Annotated in this window: 17 protein-coding genes; 11 read left to right on the top strand and 6 right to left on the bottom strand. The window is 51.5% G+C overall.

Annotation, left to right across the window (positions count from 1 at the left end; genetic code table 11):
• Nucleotides 1–58 precede the first annotated feature (58 nt).
• Nucleotides 59–520, top strand: a complete 462-nt coding sequence (locus FCS97_RS08010; RefSeq protein ID WP_138517931.1) for an SRPBCC family protein — start codon at nucleotides 59–61, stop codon at nucleotides 518–520.
• Nucleotides 510–914: a carboxymuconolactone decarboxylase family protein gene (locus FCS97_RS08005; RefSeq protein WP_138517930.1), complete on the top strand. Its 405-nt coding sequence runs from the start codon at nucleotides 510–512 to the stop codon at nucleotides 912–914. The genes FCS97_RS08010 and FCS97_RS08005 overlap by 11 nt, the downstream gene beginning before the upstream one ends.
• Nucleotides 915–997: 83 nt before the next feature.
• On the opposite strand, the gene FCS97_RS08000 is transcribed toward FCS97_RS08005, so the two are convergent.
• On the bottom strand, nucleotides 998–1774 hold the full coding sequence (locus tag FCS97_RS08000) for a ferredoxin--NADP reductase (RefSeq protein WP_138517929.1): 777 nt from the start codon (nucleotides 1772–1774) through the stop codon (nucleotides 998–1000).
• A 236-nt stretch (nucleotides 1775–2010) separates the two neighbouring features.
• Here FCS97_RS08000 and FCS97_RS07995 point away from each other — a divergent pair, with 236 nt between their 5' ends.
• Nucleotides 2011–2925 carry an alpha/beta fold hydrolase gene (locus FCS97_RS07995; RefSeq protein ID WP_171035229.1) on the top strand — a complete coding sequence of 305 codons (915 nt, stop codon included), beginning with the start codon at nucleotides 2011–2013 and terminating at the stop codon, nucleotides 2923–2925.
• A 66-nt stretch (nucleotides 2926–2991) separates the two neighbouring features.
• Here the strand turns inward: FCS97_RS07995 and FCS97_RS07990 are convergent, their stop codons facing one another.
• Complete coding sequence (locus FCS97_RS07990) at nucleotides 2992–4233, bottom strand: DUF445 domain-containing protein (protein ID WP_138517927.1); 1242 nt, start codon at nucleotides 4231–4233, stop codon at nucleotides 2992–2994.
• A gap of 297 nt (nucleotides 4234–4530) precedes the next feature.
• Here FCS97_RS07990 and FCS97_RS07985 point away from each other — a divergent pair, with 297 nt between their 5' ends.
• The 3 genes from FCS97_RS07985 to FCS97_RS07975 all read left to right on the top strand — a co-directional run bounded on the left by FCS97_RS07985 (nucleotide 4531) and on the right by FCS97_RS07975 (nucleotide 7963).
• On the top strand, nucleotides 4531–5682 hold the full coding sequence (locus FCS97_RS07985) for a DUF445 domain-containing protein (RefSeq protein ID WP_138517926.1): 1152 nt from the start codon (nucleotides 4531–4533) through the stop codon (nucleotides 5680–5682).
• A gap of 88 nt (nucleotides 5683–5770) precedes the next feature.
• Complete coding sequence (locus FCS97_RS07980) at nucleotides 5771–6862, top strand: hypothetical protein (protein ID WP_138517925.1); 1092 nt, start codon at nucleotides 5771–5773, stop codon at nucleotides 6860–6862.
• A gap of 90 nt (nucleotides 6863–6952) precedes the next feature.
• Nucleotides 6953–7963: a DUF2804 domain-containing protein gene (locus tag FCS97_RS07975; protein WP_138517924.1), complete on the top strand. Its 1011-nt coding sequence runs from the start codon at nucleotides 6953–6955 to the stop codon at nucleotides 7961–7963.
• Between the two features lie 13 nt (nucleotides 7964–7976).
• On the opposite strand, the gene FCS97_RS07970 is transcribed toward FCS97_RS07975, so the two are convergent.
• Nucleotides 7977–8141, bottom strand: coding sequence for a rubredoxin (locus FCS97_RS07970; RefSeq protein ID WP_040513190.1), 165 nt, complete (start codon nucleotides 8139–8141; stop codon nucleotides 7977–7979).
• Between the two features lie 249 nt (nucleotides 8142–8390).
• Here FCS97_RS07970 and apbC point away from each other — a divergent pair, with 249 nt between their 5' ends.
• The 4 genes from apbC (at nucleotide 8391) to dcd (ending at nucleotide 11730) form a co-directional block, all read left to right on the top strand.
• Complete coding sequence (gene apbC, locus FCS97_RS07965) at nucleotides 8391–9482, top strand: iron-sulfur cluster carrier protein ApbC (RefSeq protein WP_138517923.1); 1092 nt, start codon at nucleotides 8391–8393, stop codon at nucleotides 9480–9482.
• Nucleotides 9483–9514: 32 nt separating this feature from the next.
• Nucleotides 9515–10519, top strand: a complete 1005-nt coding sequence (locus tag FCS97_RS07960; protein WP_171035228.1) for an alpha/beta fold hydrolase — start codon at nucleotides 9515–9517, stop codon at nucleotides 10517–10519.
• Between the two features lie 188 nt (nucleotides 10520–10707).
• Nucleotides 10708–11109: a hypothetical protein gene (locus tag FCS97_RS07955; RefSeq protein WP_138517921.1), complete on the top strand. Its 402-nt coding sequence runs from the start codon at nucleotides 10708–10710 to the stop codon at nucleotides 11107–11109.
• Nucleotides 11110–11163: 54 nt separating this feature from the next.
• Nucleotides 11164–11730, top strand: coding sequence for a dCTP deaminase (gene dcd / locus FCS97_RS07950; RefSeq protein WP_105029183.1), 567 nt, complete (start codon nucleotides 11164–11166; stop codon nucleotides 11728–11730).
• Here dcd and FCS97_RS07945 read toward each other — a convergent pair.
• Nucleotides 11700–12887, bottom strand: a complete 1188-nt coding sequence (locus tag FCS97_RS07945; protein ID WP_138517920.1) for a hypothetical protein — start codon at nucleotides 12885–12887, stop codon at nucleotides 11700–11702. The two genes, dcd and FCS97_RS07945, sit on opposite strands and share 31 nt — an antisense overlap.
• 116 nt (nucleotides 12888–13003) lie before the next feature.
• On the opposite strand from FCS97_RS07945, the gene FCS97_RS07940 reads away from it, so the two are divergent.
• A complete protein-coding gene (locus tag FCS97_RS07940; RefSeq protein ID WP_138517919.1) occupies nucleotides 13004–15259 on the top strand; it encodes an arginine/lysine/ornithine decarboxylase in 2256 nt (751 codons plus the stop codon).
• A 13-nt stretch (nucleotides 15260–15272) separates the two neighbouring features.
• Here the strand turns inward: FCS97_RS07940 and FCS97_RS07935 are convergent, their stop codons facing one another.
• Together FCS97_RS07935 and argA are read right to left on the bottom strand one after the other, a co-directional pair.
• Nucleotides 15273–16490: a PLP-dependent transferase gene (locus FCS97_RS07935; protein WP_138517918.1), complete on the bottom strand. Its 1218-nt coding sequence runs from the start codon at nucleotides 16488–16490 to the stop codon at nucleotides 15273–15275.
• A gap of 22 nt (nucleotides 16491–16512) precedes the next feature.
• Nucleotides 16513–17853, bottom strand: a complete 1341-nt coding sequence (argA, locus tag FCS97_RS07930) for an amino-acid N-acetyltransferase (protein ID WP_138517917.1) — start codon at nucleotides 17851–17853, stop codon at nucleotides 16513–16515.
• Between the last annotated feature and the right edge of the window lie 117 nt (nucleotides 17854–17970).

The raw sequence follows: 17970 nt of genomic DNA, 5'->3' as shown, positions 1-17970 counted from the left end.
TTCCGGCCAGTGTACTCCAGCATGAGGAGCATGGCCCAAAACTAGAGGAGAATTTGACATGGACAGCAAGCTTTCACTGGATAAAACTGCCACGGTGGCCTTGAATTACGATGCTGTTTTGGCTGATCTGGAAGCGATTGAACCGCTGATTTCAATTTTCCCAAAACTGGAAAGCCTGAATAAACTGGATCCGAACACCTTTGAGTGGAAACTTAAGCCCATCGGTGCCATGGGTGTTTCACATGCAGTTCATTATGCGGCTACCTATGAGGTGGACAAAGCCAATGGTCGCTTAAGCTTCAAGGCCAAAGAGGGCATTGGCAATGCAAGCCTGTCTGGCGCATTCCAGTTCAAGCCTAATGGCAAACAAGTGGACATTGAAATTGAAATCAATGGACAGTTGCGGGAGATCAAGGTACCCATGCTGTTGAAAGCCGCCACACCTGGTTTTATTAAAACCATGTTTGATGGACTGGTTGACCGTTTCATTGAAAAACTGGGGGAGAAGTATGGCAAGTAACAAGCCGGCCAATTACGACACAGGCAAAGCAATGCGCACCAAAGTACTGGGTGCAGACTATGTGGCCAAGGCTGTATCAAATCCCGATGATTTTGCAGCACCACTTCAGGACATTGTGACCGCTCATGCTTGGGGCACCGTGTGGCCCCGTGAAGGGCTTGAACCCAAAATTCGTAGCATTGCAACAGTCTCCATGCTGATTGCTTTGAACCGGCCCAATGAGCTGAAGCTGCACATGCGTGGGGCAATCAACAATGGTGTAACTCCCAATGAGCTGCGCGAGTTGATTATTCATGCCAGTGTCTACTGTGGGTTCCCGGCAGCCATGGACAGCATGCGCCACGCCAAGGCTTTGCTGGAAGAACTGGAAGCAGAAAAAACGACTGTCAAATAAATCAATCAGTTTGTTTCAAGCATAAAAAAACCGGCATCTGGAGATAATTCTGATGCCGGTTTTTTTTGCGAATAGCCGGGGAATTACTTTTCGACGAATGCGCGCTCGAACACGTAGTCGCCAGGTTCGCCCACGCCAGGAGAAACCACAAAACCCTTGGCATCCAGAATGCCGCGGATGTCGGCCAGCATGCTGGGGCTTCCGCAGATCATGGCACGGTCGGTTTCAGGGTTCAGGGGTGGCAAGCCAACATCCTTACACAGTTCACCATTTTCCATCAGTGTTGTAATACGCCCCACGTTTTTGAACTCTTCACGGGTTACCGTGGGGTAGTAAATCAGTTTCTCGCGCACCATGTCACCGAAAAACTCATTGTTCGGCAATTCATCGGTGATGAATTCGCTGTAGGCCAATTCGTTCACGTAGCGTACGCCGTGTACCAAAATCACTTTTTCAAAGCGCTCGTACACATCGGGGTCTTTAATGAGGCTCATGAAAGGGGCCAAGCCTGTGCCAGTGCCAAACATGAACAGGTTTTTGCCGGGCTTCAGGTCATCAAGAATCAGCGTGCCTGTGGGCTTCTTGCCCACCAGTACCGAATCACCCACTTTCAAGTGCTGCAAACGAGAGGTCAGCTTGCCATCGGGCACTTTGATGCTGAAAAATTCGAGATGCTCTTCATAGTTTGCACTGGCAATGCTGTACGCACGCAGCAAGGGCTTGCCTTCCACTTCGAGACCAATCATCACGAAATGGCCGTTGTGAAAACGCAGCCCTGGGCTTCGCGTGGTTTTGAAGCTAAAGAGCGTGTCGTTCCAGTGATGGACTTCGGTGACTTGTTCTTGAATCAGGTTTGACATGGTCGCGGCTTTAATTCTCGTAAATTTTTGGAACGGCCCAATAATAACGCACTGCATCAAAAAACGCTGTAAGTCATTCTATTTTTTAGTTATTTGCTTATTTGGAGTTGCCACTCTAACCCGTTTGAAAGAATACGGCTTCAATGGGGGTTATAAAGTGGAGTCGAAGGTACACCACAACAACATCCAATAAGGGCACAACACCCATGACAGAGACAAACGAAAAGCAGCGGCAGATGAGCCAAATGCTTGTACATTCAGGCGACGTGGAACTGGCCGTAAGCAGCCATGGCGAACCCCACAACCCCACCATCATTCTGGTGCATGGTTATCCCGACTCCAGCACCGTGTGGGATCCTGTGGTTGAAATTTTGAAGCATCATTTTCATGTGGTTACTTATGATGTGCGTGGCTGTGGCAAGTCGACCGAGCCAGGCTGGATGTGGGATTACTCCCTCAACAAATTGTCCGAGGATTTGCAGGCGGTGATGCGTGCGGTTTGCCCCACTCAGCCTGTGCACCTGGTTGCGCACGATTGGGGCTCCATCCAAACTTGGGAAAGTGTCACCGATCATCGCCTGAAATCGCGCATTGCCAGTTACACCAGTATTTCAGGCCCGTGCCTTGATCACATTGGCATGTGGATGCGCAACAGCTTTGCAGCCAACAACCGCAAAGCCTTGGGCAATGTGATGGGTCAGTTGATGCATTCCTGGTATGTGTATGCCTTCCAATTGCCATTTTTGGCGCCGACCGCCTGGAAAATGGGTTTGGACAAGGCTTGGCCGGGTATTGTGAAAAAAATGGAAGGTGTGGAACACGATGCCAACCCCACACAGCGCAAGGATGGCGTGAACGGCATCAACCTGTACCGTGCCAACATGTTGCCCCGTATCAGCAATCCGCGTTTGCGCCAAACCGAGGTGCCCGTGCAATTGCTGGTTCCCACCAAAGACAAGTTTGTGACGACTGCCTTGGTGGAGTCTTGTTACCCCTATGCCCACAATGTTTGGCGTAGAGACATTGATGCACAGCATTGGGTGGTGCAAAGCCATTCGGAATGGGTTGCTAACTGCGTGTCCGAGTTCGTGGAGTTTGCAGAAACAGGTCGGGAAAATCCCGGTTTGGCCAAAGCAAGGGTGCAGGTTTAACACAAGCCTTGGCACCCATAAAAAAACCCGGCATTGCCGGGTTTTTTGTTTTTGATACTGCAGTGTTTAAATAATGCCCAGTTTGATCATCGTCATCAATTGCCCTTCACCCACCAGGCCACCCAGAATGGCACCGGTCATGATCAAGATCCATTCCTCTTGTTTGAACACTGGGCGCAACAATCCTTCGAATTCCAGCGGTGTCATGGCCTGCATTTTTTTGCCAACCACGTTCTCGATATCAAGCGATGTTTGAACATAGGTTTCGGCGTGCATGATCACATCGGCCAAACGCGCCATCAACATTTCAGAGGTGTCTTGCTTCATGCGCTGGAATGATTCCGCACCTACAGCCATCACGACGAACGGTTTCACAATGCTGGCCTTGCTGTCCACCATCTCGCGTACGCGTTCATCCACCATTTTCTGAACGCGCTCGGAAAGGGGGCCCGCCACCATTTCACCAATAATGGTTTGGGGCGTCAAAATATCGCGTGCAATAATTTTGGCGTAGTCAGCGGCTACCTTTTGTTGGCGCTTCAAGAACAAACCCTGAATGGTGTAAGAGCCAAACGGAATTGGTTTCTTAGGCTCGAACAGAATGTTCAGAGCGATCCAGTCAGAAATGAAACCCACCAGAAAACCGAACACGGGCAGAATCCATGGTTCTTTTAGAAGAATCCACAGAATCATCTGCACCACACCGATCATGAAACCAAAGTACAGGCCTGACACACCAAAAAACTTGAACTCCTCCCGGCCTACCTCTTGGAAGATACGGTTCAGCAGGTGTTTGTCTTTCATCAGAATTCGAATGACCAAGGCCTTCAAATCAAGTATTTCATCGATGTTGCCCTTGATGTCTTCCATCACGCTGGCAATAACACCAGGCACATCTTTCTTGACGCGATCAATCAGTTTTTTCTGGGCGAAGTTCGGCAAACTTTCCCAAAGACGCGGTTGGTGCTTGGACATCACTTCGCGAATGATAGTCTCAATTACCTCCATCGCCGGGCCTTCCAGTTCCTTGCCCAAACGTTCAGAGTCCAGCTTGGAAACCACTTCATTGACTGACACCAACTTGGTTGTAATGGTGTCAACAGCAATAGACGCCATGCGCAGCGCGTTGCGCGGCACAATGCCTTGCCAGCCGAAGAAGGGTGGAATACCCACAAACTTCATGGGGTAGAACATCATTTTGACCGCAGCAATCTTGGTGACATAACCAAGGATGGCGGCAACTACAGGGATTGAGAGGTAAAAGAGGTAGTTCTGTTGAACATCAACGTAAATAGTTGCCCAATCCATGAAAGGCGTCCCCTTAGAATCTTATTTTTTGTTGGTAAAGTATAAAGATATATAGTCGTCGATCTATTTTTTGGACGGCTTTTTCTAATCTGTCTTGTCTCGTTCGCCAGTATAACGATCAATGACTGCCCTTCAGGGGGTGGAAATTAGATCAATTATTTTAATAATTACTTCAGGATGACCGTTTTGGATTTTTCCTTCCTGCATTTGGGGCTTCCTGCCTGGGCTGTTTTTCTAGTTATGGCGGCTACCGGACTCTTTTTGGCCTGGTTTTTTCAGGCCGCAGCCCTTTGGCTCATGTTCAATCCGAAAGAATTCAAGGGTTGGCGTATTCCTCTGTTCAGAAAACTCGGTTTACACCAGTTGGGCCTTGAAGGCCTGGGCTGGCAGGGTTTGGTTCCGCATCAAAAATCTGTCATGGCAGAAATTGCCGTGCGCTTGATGACTCACAAACTACTTCCTCTGGATGAAATGATCAAGCGCATCCCAGCGCAAGGTTTGTCGGATCGCTTGACCCCGCCCATGCAAGAAACAGCAGATCTGGCTTGTCGTGAAGTCATGCTGAAGCACAAACCAACCTTGTGGGAGAGCTTGCCGAGTTTTCTACAGAACTCGATTATTTTCAGAATTCGCGGCATTGTTCCCGAAGTGGCCAAGCAAATCATTCTGGATTTGCAAAAAAAGCCTGCCTACTACCTAAGCCTGAAGACGCTGGTGCTGGATGTAGTCACAAGCAAGCCATTTCTGGTCGTTGATCTGTTCAAAAGCGCTGGCAAAGACCCCATGGCCTACCTTATTCGTTTTTCCCTGGTCGCAGGGCTTGTGGTGGGTGTTTTGCTGGCGGCAATTTCCTTGTTTGGCATCCAATGGTACTGGTTGATCGTGGTGGGTGTGGTGCTTGGTGCGCTGGCCAACGAGTTGGCACTGGAAAGTCTGTTTTTCCATCCCGATCACGGCACGATTCGTCTGGGTAATTTCACGGGTTTCTTTTTCCGGGATCAAAAACACATCTCTGAATTGTTTGCCCAAACCGCTGCACGCGAGGTGTTGACCACTGAGAATATTGTGCTGGCGCTTTGTCGTGGACCCAATGCAAAAAATTTGTCATCGTTGATTGATTACCATGTGCAGCGGGTCATGGACTTGGAGTCCAGTGGAATTAAACCTTTGCTGGTCACTATTTTAGGCGCCGAGCAATGGGTTGCCATCAAGCGCGATGCTGCCAAAATTTTTGCAAGCAAACTTGAAGCGCATTTGATGGCTGCACGCGTGTATTTGAACGACGCACTCAGAATTGAGGAAGTGATTGTCGAGCGTTTGTCGGGTTTGCCCGCCATGGAATTTGAAAAAGCACTGCGTCCGGTATTTTCCCGGTATGAATGGATGATGCCTTTGATCGGTGCCGTGTGGGGTGCAGTTCTGGCCGCAGTTTTACTGATTCTGGTTTAAATAAAAGCGGTTTTGAATCCGCATTGAGGTTGTCAGAGTATTACTTACAAATTCGACAACACAAACACTTAAAGATTTTGGAGGCGACATGTCCACACAGGTAATTGGTTCGGTCAATGAGTTGGAAGGCCCGGTCAGCATTATGCGTGACGGCGAGACCCGATCATTGGCTGCTGGCGATTCAATCATGGCTGGCGATGTAATCACGGCCAGCGATTCCGGACGTGCATCCATTATTTTGTCCAACAGTTACGGCGAACCAATCGGCAATTTGCTGGTTGCTCCCACCGGTAGCGTAATTGCAGACACCACGCTGAAAAATGGTCAAACTGCATTTGTTTTCGAAGCCTTGTCGGATGACGGCGTAACGATTGCAAACCTTGACCCTGATTTCGCGGAAATGGTTGAATTGCAAGGTGTTGAGCAAGCGGGCGCTGAAGGCGGCATGTTTGGCTTGTTCGGCGGCGGTTTGTTGGCGGGTGGCTCCTTGGGCGGCACGGCCGCAGCTGTGGGCGCTGGTGCCGTGGGCTTGGGATTGTTGGCGTCTTCAAGTGACGACGAGGGTTCAGGCCCGACCAATTCCACGGGTGGTGGTTCAGTGGATGACAGTGATGATGGCGGTGACGGCGGTGGCGACGACGGCGGCGGCGATACCGGCGGCACGACAGGGACTCCTTTGGATGCAGTACTTGACCCTGTGCTTGATGCCTTGGCTGACACCCCTTTAGTTGCGGTTACTGATCCCTTGGCTGATGCACTAGGCATGTTGGGTGGCGCGGCCGGTGGTGGCGGTGAAACAGACGGCCCCACGGGCACACCTCTGGATGCAGTGCTCGGCCCCTTGGCAGATGCAGCCGGTGGTGGCGGTGAAACAGACGGCCCCACAGGCACACCTTTGGATGCAGTACTCGGCCCATTGGCGGACGCTGCGGGTGGCGCAGGTGGCGGTGAAACAGACGGCCCCACAGGTACGCCTTTGGATGCAGTGCTCGGCCCATTGACTGATTTGGCAGGCGGCGCAGGCGGCGGTGATTCAACGGGCGGCACCACTGGTACACCTTTGGATGCTGCGCTTGATCCCTTGCTGGGCATGGCAGCCGACTCACCTTTGGCACCTATTACCAGCATGTTGGATCCAGCGATCATTACGGATGCGATTGGCGGTGGTTTACCAGTTTGATCAAACGCTTTGCAGTGAAGTGAATTCGCCTTTCTAGCGGGAGGCAAAACGTGACAAAATCGGGCAAGTCTAACTTGCCCGTTTTTGTTTATGAATCTCATCAATGCCAAAGGTGTACCCACCTGGGGCCGAATGTCCGCTTTGCCCGGTTGTATTAACTGGCAACAATACGATGCTCGCAATGCCATGGGTGCAAAGCGCATGGCTTGGCAGCGGCGTTTTCTGTTTAAGCACTTCGATTTTTATGGCGCACTGGGCCAGGGGTTTACATTCGGCTGCGGCATGGTTCGATTGGGGTTGCTGAATTCGACATTCGCGTACCTGCACACCGCCACGGGTTTGCATCGAATTCAGTTTGATCTGCCTTTGGATGTTGGATTTCAAAGTGATTACAAGCCAATAGGGCAAAGCGGCTGGACTCACCCGCTCAAGAAAAACCACGAAGTTTTTGCTGTGCGAACTGAAACCGCCCGTACACTGAATTTCAGGTTTGGCGATTCATTTCATGGTCAAGTGTCAATTGATTGTCGCGAATCGGAAACCCTCGCTCTGAATACGCCAATTGCCAATACAGGCTTTGCCTATGCCCAGAAAAGTAGCGGTGGGGCGGTGAGTGGTCATGTTCATTTGAATGGCGTCGACTATTCGATCAATCCCGAGAAGGATGGCTGCTACCACGATTGGACTGCTGGTTTTTTGCGACGCGAAACATTCTGGAACTGGGCATGTGCCAGTGGTCGGACTGCACCCGGGCAACCCTTGCTTTCACTGAACGTGGCCCGTGGCGTGAATGAAACAAGCGCACACGAAAATGTGTTGTGGGTCGATGGGAAACTGCACAACCTGCCACTCGTGCTTTTTGAATACGACCGGGACAATGTACACGCGCCTTGGCGTGTGTATTCACAATGCGGCGCAGTCGACTTGCAATTCACACCCAAAGGCAGCATCGACGATCACCGAAACCTGTTGGTGTTGGCCAGTCGGTTTAACCAGTGTTTTGGTGAGTTTCGGGGCACTGTCTTTTTAACTGAGACCGGTGCCACTTACTCATTGAATGGTTTGACGGGTTGGTGCGAGGACCATTACGCCAAGTGGTAGTGCCCAGTCGTGCTCACACTTCAACCATTTCGAAGTCGCTTTTGGCCACGCCACAGTCCGGGCAAAGCCAGTCTGCAGGCACGTCGGCCCACAATGTACCCGCAGGAATGCCCTCGCTGGGCATGCCGGCAGCCTCGTCATAAATCAAGCCACACACGATACATACATAGGTTTTCATTTCCAGATCTCCAACAACATTTGAATTTTTGTGCCGCAATGCTATCAAGTTGTGCGCAAAAAAAGTTGGTGTGGCGCTCAACTCATAGAAGTTGACGATTGCGAGATGGAATTTAATAGCTTTAGGGTAAACGACAATCATTAGAACGCCGGGCTTTCCATTCGGTGTAAGCCTGCTGTGTGAAAAACAGGCTAGACTCACGCCTATACAGAGAAAGACCATACCAGACAAGATTCAAGGAGAGTGTGTATGTCAGTGAGTACCGACACCGTACGCGATGCATTGCGTAGTGTCATTGACCCCAATTTGAACAAAGACTTCATCAGCGCCAAACTGATCAAGAATATTCAAGTAGACGGCGGCGATGTCAGTTTTGAATTGGAATTAAGCTATCCCGGCAAAAGCCAGCTAGATGGTTTGCGCAAAGCGGCGATTGCCGCTGTGCGCGCTCAGGTGCCCGGCGTGGAAAACGTCAGCGTAAATGCCTCCATCAAGATTCAAACCCACGCCGTTCAGCGCGGTTTGAAGCCGATGCCGAATGTAAAGAACATTATCGCAGTGGCTTCAGGCAAGGGCGGTGTGGGCAAAAGCACCACCGCGGTAAACCTGGCTTTGGCGCTGGTCGCTGAGGGTGCGCGTGTGGGTATGCTGGATGCGGATATCTACGGCCCTTCACAGCCCACCATGTTGGGCATCACTGGCCGTCCGCAATCGGACGATGGTCAAATTATCGACCCCATGGAAGGCCACGGCGTGCAGGCGATGTCGATCGGCTTCCTGATCGATGAGGACACACCCATGGTGTGGCGTGGCCCCATGGTAACCAGTGCGCTGGAGCAGTTACTCAAGCAAACCAACTGGAAAGACCTGGATTACCTGATTGTGGACATGCCACCCGGCACAGGCGATATTCAGTTGACCCTGTCGCAGAAGGTACCCGTGACGGGTGCGGTAATTGTGACCACGCCACAAGACATCGCTTTGCTGGACGCACGCAAGGGCTTGAAAATGTTTGAGAAAGTGGGTGTGCCTATTCTCGGTTTGGTTGAAAACATGGCCATTCATGTGTGTACAAACTGCGGCCACCAAGAGCATATTTTTGGCGACGGTGGCGGTCAGAAAATGGCCAAGGATTACAACATCCATTATCTGGGCGGTTTGCCGCTTGACATGCGAATTCGCATGCAGGCTGATTCAGGCAAGCCCACAGTGGTGGCTGACCCTGATGGCGATTTGGCGAAAACTTACAAGGAAATTGCACGCAAAGTGGCTATTCGCATTGCAGAGCAATCCAAAGACATGTCCTTGAAGTTTCCATCGATTGTGGTGCAGAACACTTAAACTGTTGTTTCCAGGGCGCCTTGGGGGCTAATGTGCCTAAAGACGAGTTGAACTTTCAAAGAATCGCCAGCCCCGCACCCAAGGCGGGACTGGCCGGCGTTTGGTCGGCCCCCAATCTTGTTCTGGACGCCGATGGCAATCTTGCCGTTTGGGCCGAGCAGGGTAGAGCCCAGTCATTTTCCCACAGCACCCGTCAACTTCCCTGGTTGGTAATTCATGGTGGTCCCGGCGGCAGCTTGGGGGCTTCTCATGTGGCACCGATTCGGTTTGCTGGTCTACCCTGGTTCGGTTTTGATCAACGCAACAGTGGCTTGAGTGAAGACCTGGACCTCAGCGTGATCGACTTGCAGCGATTCATAGACGACGCACTTGAGGTTGCAGATCGACTGAACATCCCGAAGTTTCATATTCTGGGTGGTTCTTGGGGAGGTACTTTGGCATTGGCTCTCGCCGCTTATCGCCCCGATCAGGTTGTCAGCGTGGTGTTGCGTGCTCCGTTTTTACCCATGCGCCCGCGCGTGGATGCCTTCTTTGAATCGCTGGAGCGAATTGCCCCTGATTATTTTGCGGAACATTTCGGGCCCGGCGCACGCACCGATTTCGTGTGCGAATGCTTTGAGGTGGCCACACCCGAGCATCTTGTCGAACTTTCCGTGGCCTGGAACAAACTGGAAACCGCTTTGTTAACCGGCAAGGCTGCGAATTTTGACAGCCAAAGACCTTTTCTGAACGATGTTCAAGAGTTTGCATTGGTGCGCAAATATCGCCTGCAGGCCCATTTCCTGAAACACGACTGCTTTCTGTCGCCAGCCGATCTCGATTCAATGCTGTCAAAGGTTGCCCAGGCCAACTGGCCTTTGTCCATCATTCAGGGAATGAATGACAGAGTGTGTCCGCCGGGTGGCTCAAGGTTGCTCTCAGAAATTGTTCTGCGATCAAGGTTGATTGAATTGCCCACCACAGGCCACCTTGCTGATTCCGGGGGCATGGTCACTGCCATTTCTCAAGAGGTTTCACGGCATCATCTTCTGGTCTGACGCAAGCACGGTCGGAACCTTCTACCTTTTGGTCGTACTCAATCAGTATCCAATTGACTGAGTTGTCTTGTTTCATGAATAAAAATTTCGCGTCAGGTTCTCCTTTGGGCTCTCGGTCTCAGGGGGCCAGAGCAACCCCCCCCGTTTCTGCGTGCCTCGAATCTGGTTTCACTGCCCAGGAGGCAAGCTTGTTGCATGAGGCCATTGGCCTGGCTGGCATGCGCTGGTATGACGGACTTGGTGTCATCATGGCAAAAAAAGAACAGTTTGAGCTGTCCTTTCGCGCCGGCGAGTCCCAAAACGCAAGGTGGGTGGTCATGGCATTCCCGCTTTACAACATGAACGAGCCAAGTTCGGCAGAAATATGTCTCCATTTTCTGGCAGAAGCTCACACCATGATTCACGTGCTCGACTTCCAATATCAGGTGGGCATCAATATGGAGACTGAAAATCTGGAGTTTTTGATGCAGTTGCCCCTGCAAGGGGTCACGGGTGCGCAAATGGCCAATTTGATCCAGGCATTTTTTGATGCTCTGGCCAATTCGGTGATGCAGGAATTAACCGAGATTCTCGATGGGATGAATCAGTAATGTCTTGTCTCATGTAACATTTCGGCTATTGAACTTCATTAAAGCAAAGTGAACATGAGCATTAAATCGGACAAGTGGATTCGCAGGATGGCTGAGAGCACAGGGATGATCGAACCCTTTGAGCCAGGCCAGGTTCGTTATGCAGGCGACAAGAGAATCGTGTCTTATGGCACATCCAGCTATGGCTACGATATTCGCTGCGCAGATGAGTTCAAGATTTTCACGAACATCAACAGCACCATCGTGGATCCAAAAAATTTCGATGAAAAAAGCTTCGTCGATTTTAAAGGCGATGTGTGCATTATTCCGCCGAACTCTTTTGCCCTGGCGCGCACTGTGGAATATTTCCGAATTCCTCGCAATGTGCTCACTATTTGCTTGGGAAAAAGCACCTATGCGCGTTGCGGCATCATTGTGAACGTCACACCGTTTGAGCCTGAATGGGAAGGGTATGTGACTCTTGAGTTTTCAAACACCACGCCATTGCCTGCCAAAATTTACGCGGGCGAAGGCTGTGCACAGGTGCTGTTCTTTGAAAGCGACGAGGTGTGTGAAACCTCTTACCGCGACCGCGGTGGCAAGTATCAAGGTCAAGTTGGCGTTACATTGCCAAAAACCTGATTCGACCCGGGGCGTTGAATGTTGCCTTTCCAATCATGGCCAAGCTGAACATTCAACCTGGCCAATACCAAGGCCAGCAAAGCGACCCCACAGGCCATTGCGCCCACAGTGGAAACACCAATCAAGAATGGCGATAGAGGTATGGACAAGGCTGCGGCACTTCCCACCGACACCGTCATTCCGAGGCGGCAGCCCAGAATTGCACCGGTTTTCTTCTTGAGTAGGTAATTCCCGATGGCGGCTCCAAGATGTTTGTCGTAAGACACCAGCAATTTGTTGATGCCCTGAAATATTCCATAGGCCACATGCATCAGTGAGCGTGTAACACGGCCGTACTGATGCAGGTTTTGCCAAATGTAGTTGCAGTTGGCTTTGCGTCTGCAACACATGTGTTGAGGTACTGAATGCTTTTGTCTCGACAAATGTATTGCCCATCGATGAAATATACTGGGCCGCCTGCTACCACTTTCATCCGTGTTGTGGAGTACTTTGCCAAGCAGGGATTCTTTGATGTCAATCAATCTTCTTGCAACAATCAGGTAGGTACTGGACTCAAAATTTGACTTTCTGCGGGCATGCTCTGTTTCAGGCTCCGTTCTGCGTGCCCCCCAGCCCGCTTTAATCAAACCAAGTGCGGCAATACTCAAAATTGACGATACGGCATACAGGCCGGCCCCAGCTACTTTGTGAATAGCCATGCCGCTGAAATTAAGCTGACCCGAGATCACTCGCCCAACGCCAGAGGCAATAACCAGTGCCATGTCTGATTTCTCTCCGGATGAGATCAGGTTTCGTGTCAAACGCTCGGCCAGTCCCGAGATATCTGCGAGGCTTTCAGCCAGTTCCTCCATGTGCTTGGACAGGTGTATCAATGCGCGAACGGTTCGGCTTTTGTACTGCTCGGGATATGCAAGCGTCTTGTCAAACGAATGCATGTGGCCGTTGCCACTCAACACTTTGGCACGTATCTTGGCAACGCGTTCAAAGCCCATGTCGAAATTGTTGATGTACTGGTCCAGGCGTTTGGTCAAGCTGCGAGCCGGTCGAAATGGTGTTTGTGGCTCTGTAACCGAGGAGGGCCAGGCTTGTGACGAACTGATCAGCATGTGGGGCAAGTTGGCGAGAAAGTTGCCTATTGAACCTGTGCCAGATGACATTTCTGTGAAGTCACTACATAGAGGGATAAATGCGCGACAATAGGGCTTGGAACAGGGGGCTGCGTAGTGGATAATGCACCCTTGTTTTGTGTTGAACCCCGATCACAGGAAGATCAATGAAATTTCGTTTTCCCATTGTCATTATTGACGAAGATTTCCGCTCCGAGAACGCATCTGGTCTCGGCATCCGTGCCTTGGCCGACGCCATCGAGAAAGAGGGCGTAGAGGTATTGGGAGTCACGAGTTACCACGATCTTTCCCAGTTTGCACAGCAGCAAAGCCGCGCCAGCGCCTTCATTTTGTCAATTGACGATGAAGAGTTCGGATTGGGCAGCAAGAAGGAAATTGAAGACGCACTGCAGAATCTGAACAATTTTGTGCAGGAAATTCGCTTCAAGAACGCGGATATTCCAATTTATCTGTACGGCGAAACCCGCACTTCACGGCATATTCCGAATGCAATTTTGAAAGAATTGCATGGTTTTATTCACATGTTCGAGGACACACCCGAATTCGTGGCCCGGCACATTATTCGCGAAGCAAAAAGCTACCTCGATTCATTGGCGCCGCCATTTTTTCGTGCCTTGGTGCATTACGCGCAAGACGGCTCCTATTCCTGGCATTGCCCCGGGCACTCGGGTGGCGTGGCGTTTCTGAAAAGTCCGGTTGGGCAAATGTTTCACCAGTTCTTCGGTGAGAACATGCTGCGTGCCGACGTGTGTAACGCTGTGGATGAATTGGGCCAGTTGCTGGACCACACAGGCCCCGTTGCAGCTTCCGAACGCAATGCCGCCCGCATTTTCAATGCAGACCATTGTTTTTTCGTGACCAACGGCACATCGACCTCCAACAAAATGGTTTGGCATGCCAACGTAGCACCCGGCGACATCGTGGTGGTCGATCGCAACTGCCACAAATCGATTCTGCACTCAATCACCATGACCGGCGCCATTCCCGTGTTTTTGACACCCACGCGCAACCACCTGGGCATTATTGGCCCGATTCCGCTGGATGAATTCAAGCCGGAAAGCATTGCCAAGAAAATTGAGAACCACCCGTTTGCAAGCAAAGCCAAGAACAAGAAGCCCCGCATTTTGACGATCACGCAAAGTACCTACGACGGTGTTTTGTACAACGTTGAAATGATCAAGGAGGTGTTGGGTTCTGAAATTGACACCTTGCACTTTGACGAAGCCTGGCTGCCGCACGCCAGTTTCCACCCCATGTACAAAGACATGCATGCGATTGGTCGGGACCGCCCGCGCACCAAAGATTCCTTGGTGTTCGCCACGCAATCGACTCACAAAATGCTGGCAGGTTTGTCGCAGGCTTCACAAATTCTGGTGCAGGAAAGTGAAAACCGGAAACTGGATCGCCACATTTTCAACGAAGCCTATTTGATGCACACCTCCACCAGCCCGCAGTACGCAATTATTGCAAGTTGTGACGTGGCAGCAGCCATGATGGAACCTCCTGGCGGTACTGCTTTGGTCGAAGAAAGCATCATGGAGGCGCTCGATTTCCGCCGTGCCATGCGCAAGGTGGCTGAAGAATTTGGCGATGACTGGTGGTTCAAGGTGTGGGGCCCCGATGTGCTGAGCGAAGAGGGCATGAGCCCACGTGACGATTGGCTGATCCATACCACCGACACCTGGCACGGCTTTGGTAAAATGGCCAACGGTTTCAACATGCTTGACCCGATCAAAGCCACGATTGTGAACCCGGGTCTGGATGTCAACGGTCAGTTCTCGGATGCGGGTATTCCTGCATCAATTGTGACCAAATACCTGGCTGAACACGGTGTTATTGTTGAAAAAACAGGTTTGTATTCCTTCTTTATCATGTTCACCATTGGTATTACCAAAGGTCGCTGGAACACTTTGGTGACTGCGCTTCAGCAGTTCAAGGACGATTACGACAAAAACCAGCCTTTGTGGCGTGTAATCCCTGAGTTTTGCCAGGCACACCCGCGCTACGAGCGTGTGGGGCTGCGCGACCTGTGCAACACAATTCACAATATGTATCGCCTCAAAGACGTGGCCCGATTGACCACCGAAATGTACCTCAGCGACATGCAACCGGCCATGGTGCCAGCAGATGCATACGCCAAGGTTGCACATCGAGAAATTGAACGTGTGGCCATTGACGAACTGGAAGGCCGCATTACATCGGCCCTGTTAACGCCTTATCCACCCGGTATTCCTTTGTTGATTCCTGGTGAAAAGTTCAACGCCACGATTGTTGATTACCTGCGCTTTGCTCGAGATTTCAACAAGCAGTTCCCAGGTTTTGAGACAGACATTCACGGCCTGGTGGGAATTGAAGATGAGCAAGGCAACGTCAGTTATTTTGTGGATTGCGTCAAAGAGTAAATTGACTGAGGTTTCAGGGATGCTGTGATTCAGTCGCAGCATCCAGCGCCTGCATCAAATCGGCAATCAAATCAGCAGAATCCTCAAGTCCGATTGCAAGCCGTAAAATTGGCCCACACTGGCCATTGGCATCAGCCAAGTGCCGCTTTCGGCTGTCCGGTATGTTCACCACCAAACCGAGGCTCTCTGGGCCGCCCCATGAATACGCAATCTTGAACAGTTCAAGCCTGTCGATTATTGCGCAGGCCTGTTCATCGGTGTACTCGGCGTTCAAGATCACCGAGAAAACACTGGCAAACCCATTGAAGTCGCGTTTGTAAAAAGCATGACCAGGGCATTCCGGAAATTCAGGATGAAGCACCCGCGCAACCGCGGGGTGTTGCTTCAAAGCCTTGGCCACCACCAAACCACTTTCGGCTTGCCGCTGGTAACGCAAGGGTAGGGTAAGCAGTCCGCGTAAAATCAAATCGCAATCGGCGGGCGATACGCCAAGGCCCAGTATTCGGTTGCGCCGTTCCAAATCTGCAAAGGCTTTGGTGTTGTTGCTCAACACTGCGCCCATCAACACATCGGCGTGCCCGCATTGGTATTTCGTCAAGGCCTGCACGCTGAAGTCAAAACCGTGCTCAAAAGGTTTGTAGGCGATTCCGGCAGCCCAGGTGTTGTCTATGCCGGTGCGCGCACCGTGGGCTTTTGCAAGGCTCACAATGGCTTGCAAATCCGGCACTTCGAAAGTCAAAGAGCCAGGGGCTTCAGTCCAAACCAGTTTGGTGTTTGATTGAAGGGCACTTGCCACCGTATCAACATCGCAAGGGTCGTATTCCGAGAACTCCACACCGTAGTCGGCATGCAGGCTACGCGCAAGCGCTTGCACGGGGCCATACACGTTCTCGGGAATGAGCCAGTGGTCGCCGCTTTTCAGGCAGGCCTGCGCCACAAGTGCAATGGCGGTCAGGCCTGACGGGCACACCAGCGTGTGCGTGGCACCCTCAATTTCAGCCAGCTTCTTGGCCAAGGTGTATTGGGTTGGGTTGCCGTGCAAACCATAGCTGTAGTCCAGGCCAATCGGGTTCACGGTTGCGCGTTGTGCCGCCGTGTTTTCAAAAAACGTGCTGGATCCACGGTAAACGGGCACAGGCAGGGCCGAAAAGCCTTTTGCGCTCACAGGCTTGGAGTGAACAATTTCAGTGCTTGGGCCGTGTGTGGATGGCTTGTGTTTGAAGGTACTCATCACTTGCGCCTTGCTCGCCCAATCACAACGTTTTAATCATGATTTGCGACTTTCTGTTCCAGTCGTACAAGCGTTTCCGCTCGATTGGAAGTTTGTCGATGTCGCCCACTACAAAGCCGCGTTTCAAAAAGAAATGCGATGTTTGCGTGGTCAGTACAAACAATTGTTTCAAGCCCTGTTTGCGCGCGTCGTGTTCAATTTTTTTCAGCAAACGTTCGCCGTCGCCAGTACCCTGCCAGGAAGGATGCACCACCAGGCAAGCCAGTTCAGCAACTCCCTCAGTGTGGTAGGGGTACATGGCAGCGCAGCCCCACAAAATACCATCGTGTTCCAGCACGATGAAGTGATCAATATCGCGTTCGATGCGGTCACGACCGCGGCGCACCAGCACACCTGCCATTTCCAGTGGTTCAATTAGCGTTTTGATACCGCCGGAATCATCCAATGTGGCCTGGCGCAAACTTTCCAGGTTTTCTTCAGACACCATGGTGCCCACACCGTCGTGCGAGAACAGTTCCAGCATCACGCCACCATCCAGGTTTAGTGGCACGATGTGCGCACGTCCCACACCGCCTTGCACTGCCAGAATGCAGCATTCAAGATAGTCTTTGGTCAGCTCAGGCAGATCATTCTGGAGCATGATCTCACGGGCTCGGTCCAGCTCAAGTTCCTCAAGCAATTTGCCGCTTTTGTCGAAAATACCCTCGATCTGGCTGACAAAAATCAATTTGTCGGCCTTGATTGCACGTGCGGTGCTCGTTGCCACGTCTTCCATGCTCAGGTTGAATGCTTCGCCCGTGGGCGAAAAACCAATCGTAGACAGCAGCACAATCGCACTGCTGTTCAAACTCATCTGGATGGCAGTGACGTCTATTTTTCGAACCAGGCCGGTGTGTTGCAAATCAACGCCATCCAGAATGCCCATGGGGCGTGCCGTGATGAAGTTGCCTGAAATAACCCGCATGGAGGAATGTGCCATGGGTGTGTTGGGCAAGCCCTGCGAGAACGCGGCTTCAATGTCCAGCCGAAGTTCACCAGCCGCTTCTTTGGCGCATTCAAGCGCACTTTTGTCGGTGATTCGCCATCCCTTGTGAAAGGCAGGTTGAATATTGCGCAATGCCAGTTGTTCTTCAACCTGCGGGCGAGAACCACACACCAGCACAATGCGCATGCCCATGGCGTGGAGCAGCGACAAATCCTGAGCCAGCGAATTCAAATAGCCTTGGTAAGCCAGCTCGCCATCAACAGCGACTACAAAAGTTTTGCCCCTGAACGCGTGAATGTAGGGTGCAACGGTTCGCAACCACTGAACAAAAGTTTGGCTGTTCATGGAAAGGTCATCGTGGCTGGGGGCGTTACTCATGGGCTTGGGGGCTGTCCTGAAAAAAGGGAATACACTGTGGGCAGCCGCGGCCGCTCGTTCGATTGATTATAATTTCCGATTGTGTGTAGTCCAGCCTTCGCACTGTATTTCCCCGAT

Origin of the sequence: Limnobacter alexandrii, assembly GCF_005871185.1 — a bacterium.
Taxonomy (GTDB): Bacteria; Pseudomonadota; Gammaproteobacteria; order Burkholderiales; family Burkholderiaceae_B; genus Limnobacter; species Limnobacter alexandrii.
This window is presented reverse-complemented; position numbering and strand designations above follow the sequence as displayed.

Excerpts from the sequence above, each read along its gene's own strand:
- FCS97_RS08010 (WP_138517931.1), top strand. The coding sequence starts at position 59 with ATGGACAGCAAGCTTTCACTGGATAAAACTGCCACGGTGGCCTTGAAT.
- FCS97_RS08005 (WP_138517930.1), top strand. The coding sequence starts at position 510 with ATGGCAAGTAACAAGCCGGCCAATTACGACACAGGCAAAGCAATGCGC.
- FCS97_RS08000 (WP_138517929.1), bottom strand. The coding sequence starts at position 1,774 with ATGTCAAACCTGATTCAAGAACAAGTCACCGAAGTCCATCACTGGAAC.
- FCS97_RS07995 (WP_171035229.1), top strand. The coding sequence starts at position 2,011 with ATGAGCCAAATGCTTGTACATTCAGGCGACGTGGAACTGGCCGTAAGC.
- FCS97_RS07990 (WP_138517927.1), bottom strand. The coding sequence starts at position 4,233 with ATGGATTGGGCAACTATTTACGTTGATGTTCAACAGAACTACCTCTTT.
- FCS97_RS07985 (WP_138517926.1), top strand. The coding sequence starts at position 4,531 with ATGTTCAATCCGAAAGAATTCAAGGGTTGGCGTATTCCTCTGTTCAGA.
- FCS97_RS07980 (WP_138517925.1), top strand. The coding sequence starts at position 5,771 with ATGTCCACACAGGTAATTGGTTCGGTCAATGAGTTGGAAGGCCCGGTC.
- FCS97_RS07975 (WP_138517924.1), top strand. The coding sequence starts at position 6,953 with ATGAATCTCATCAATGCCAAAGGTGTACCCACCTGGGGCCGAATGTCC.
- FCS97_RS07970 (WP_040513190.1), bottom strand. The coding sequence starts at position 8,141 with ATGAAAACCTATGTATGTATCGTGTGTGGCTTGATTTATGACGAGGCT.
- apbC (WP_138517923.1), top strand. The coding sequence starts at position 8,391 with ATGTCAGTGAGTACCGACACCGTACGCGATGCATTGCGTAGTGTCATT.
- dcd (WP_105029183.1), top strand. The coding sequence starts at position 11,164 with ATGAGCATTAAATCGGACAAGTGGATTCGCAGGATGGCTGAGAGCACA.
- FCS97_RS07945 (WP_138517920.1), bottom strand. The coding sequence starts at position 12,887 with ATGTCATCTGGCACAGGTTCAATAGGCAACTTTCTCGCCAACTTGCCC.
- FCS97_RS07940 (WP_138517919.1), top strand. The coding sequence starts at position 13,004 with ATGAAATTTCGTTTTCCCATTGTCATTATTGACGAAGATTTCCGCTCC.
- FCS97_RS07935 (WP_138517918.1), bottom strand. The coding sequence starts at position 16,490 with ATGAGTACCTTCAAACACAAGCCATCCACACACGGCCCAAGCACTGAA.
- argA (WP_138517917.1), bottom strand. The coding sequence starts at position 17,853 with ATGAGTAACGCCCCCAGCCACGATGACCTTTCCATGAACAGCCAAACT.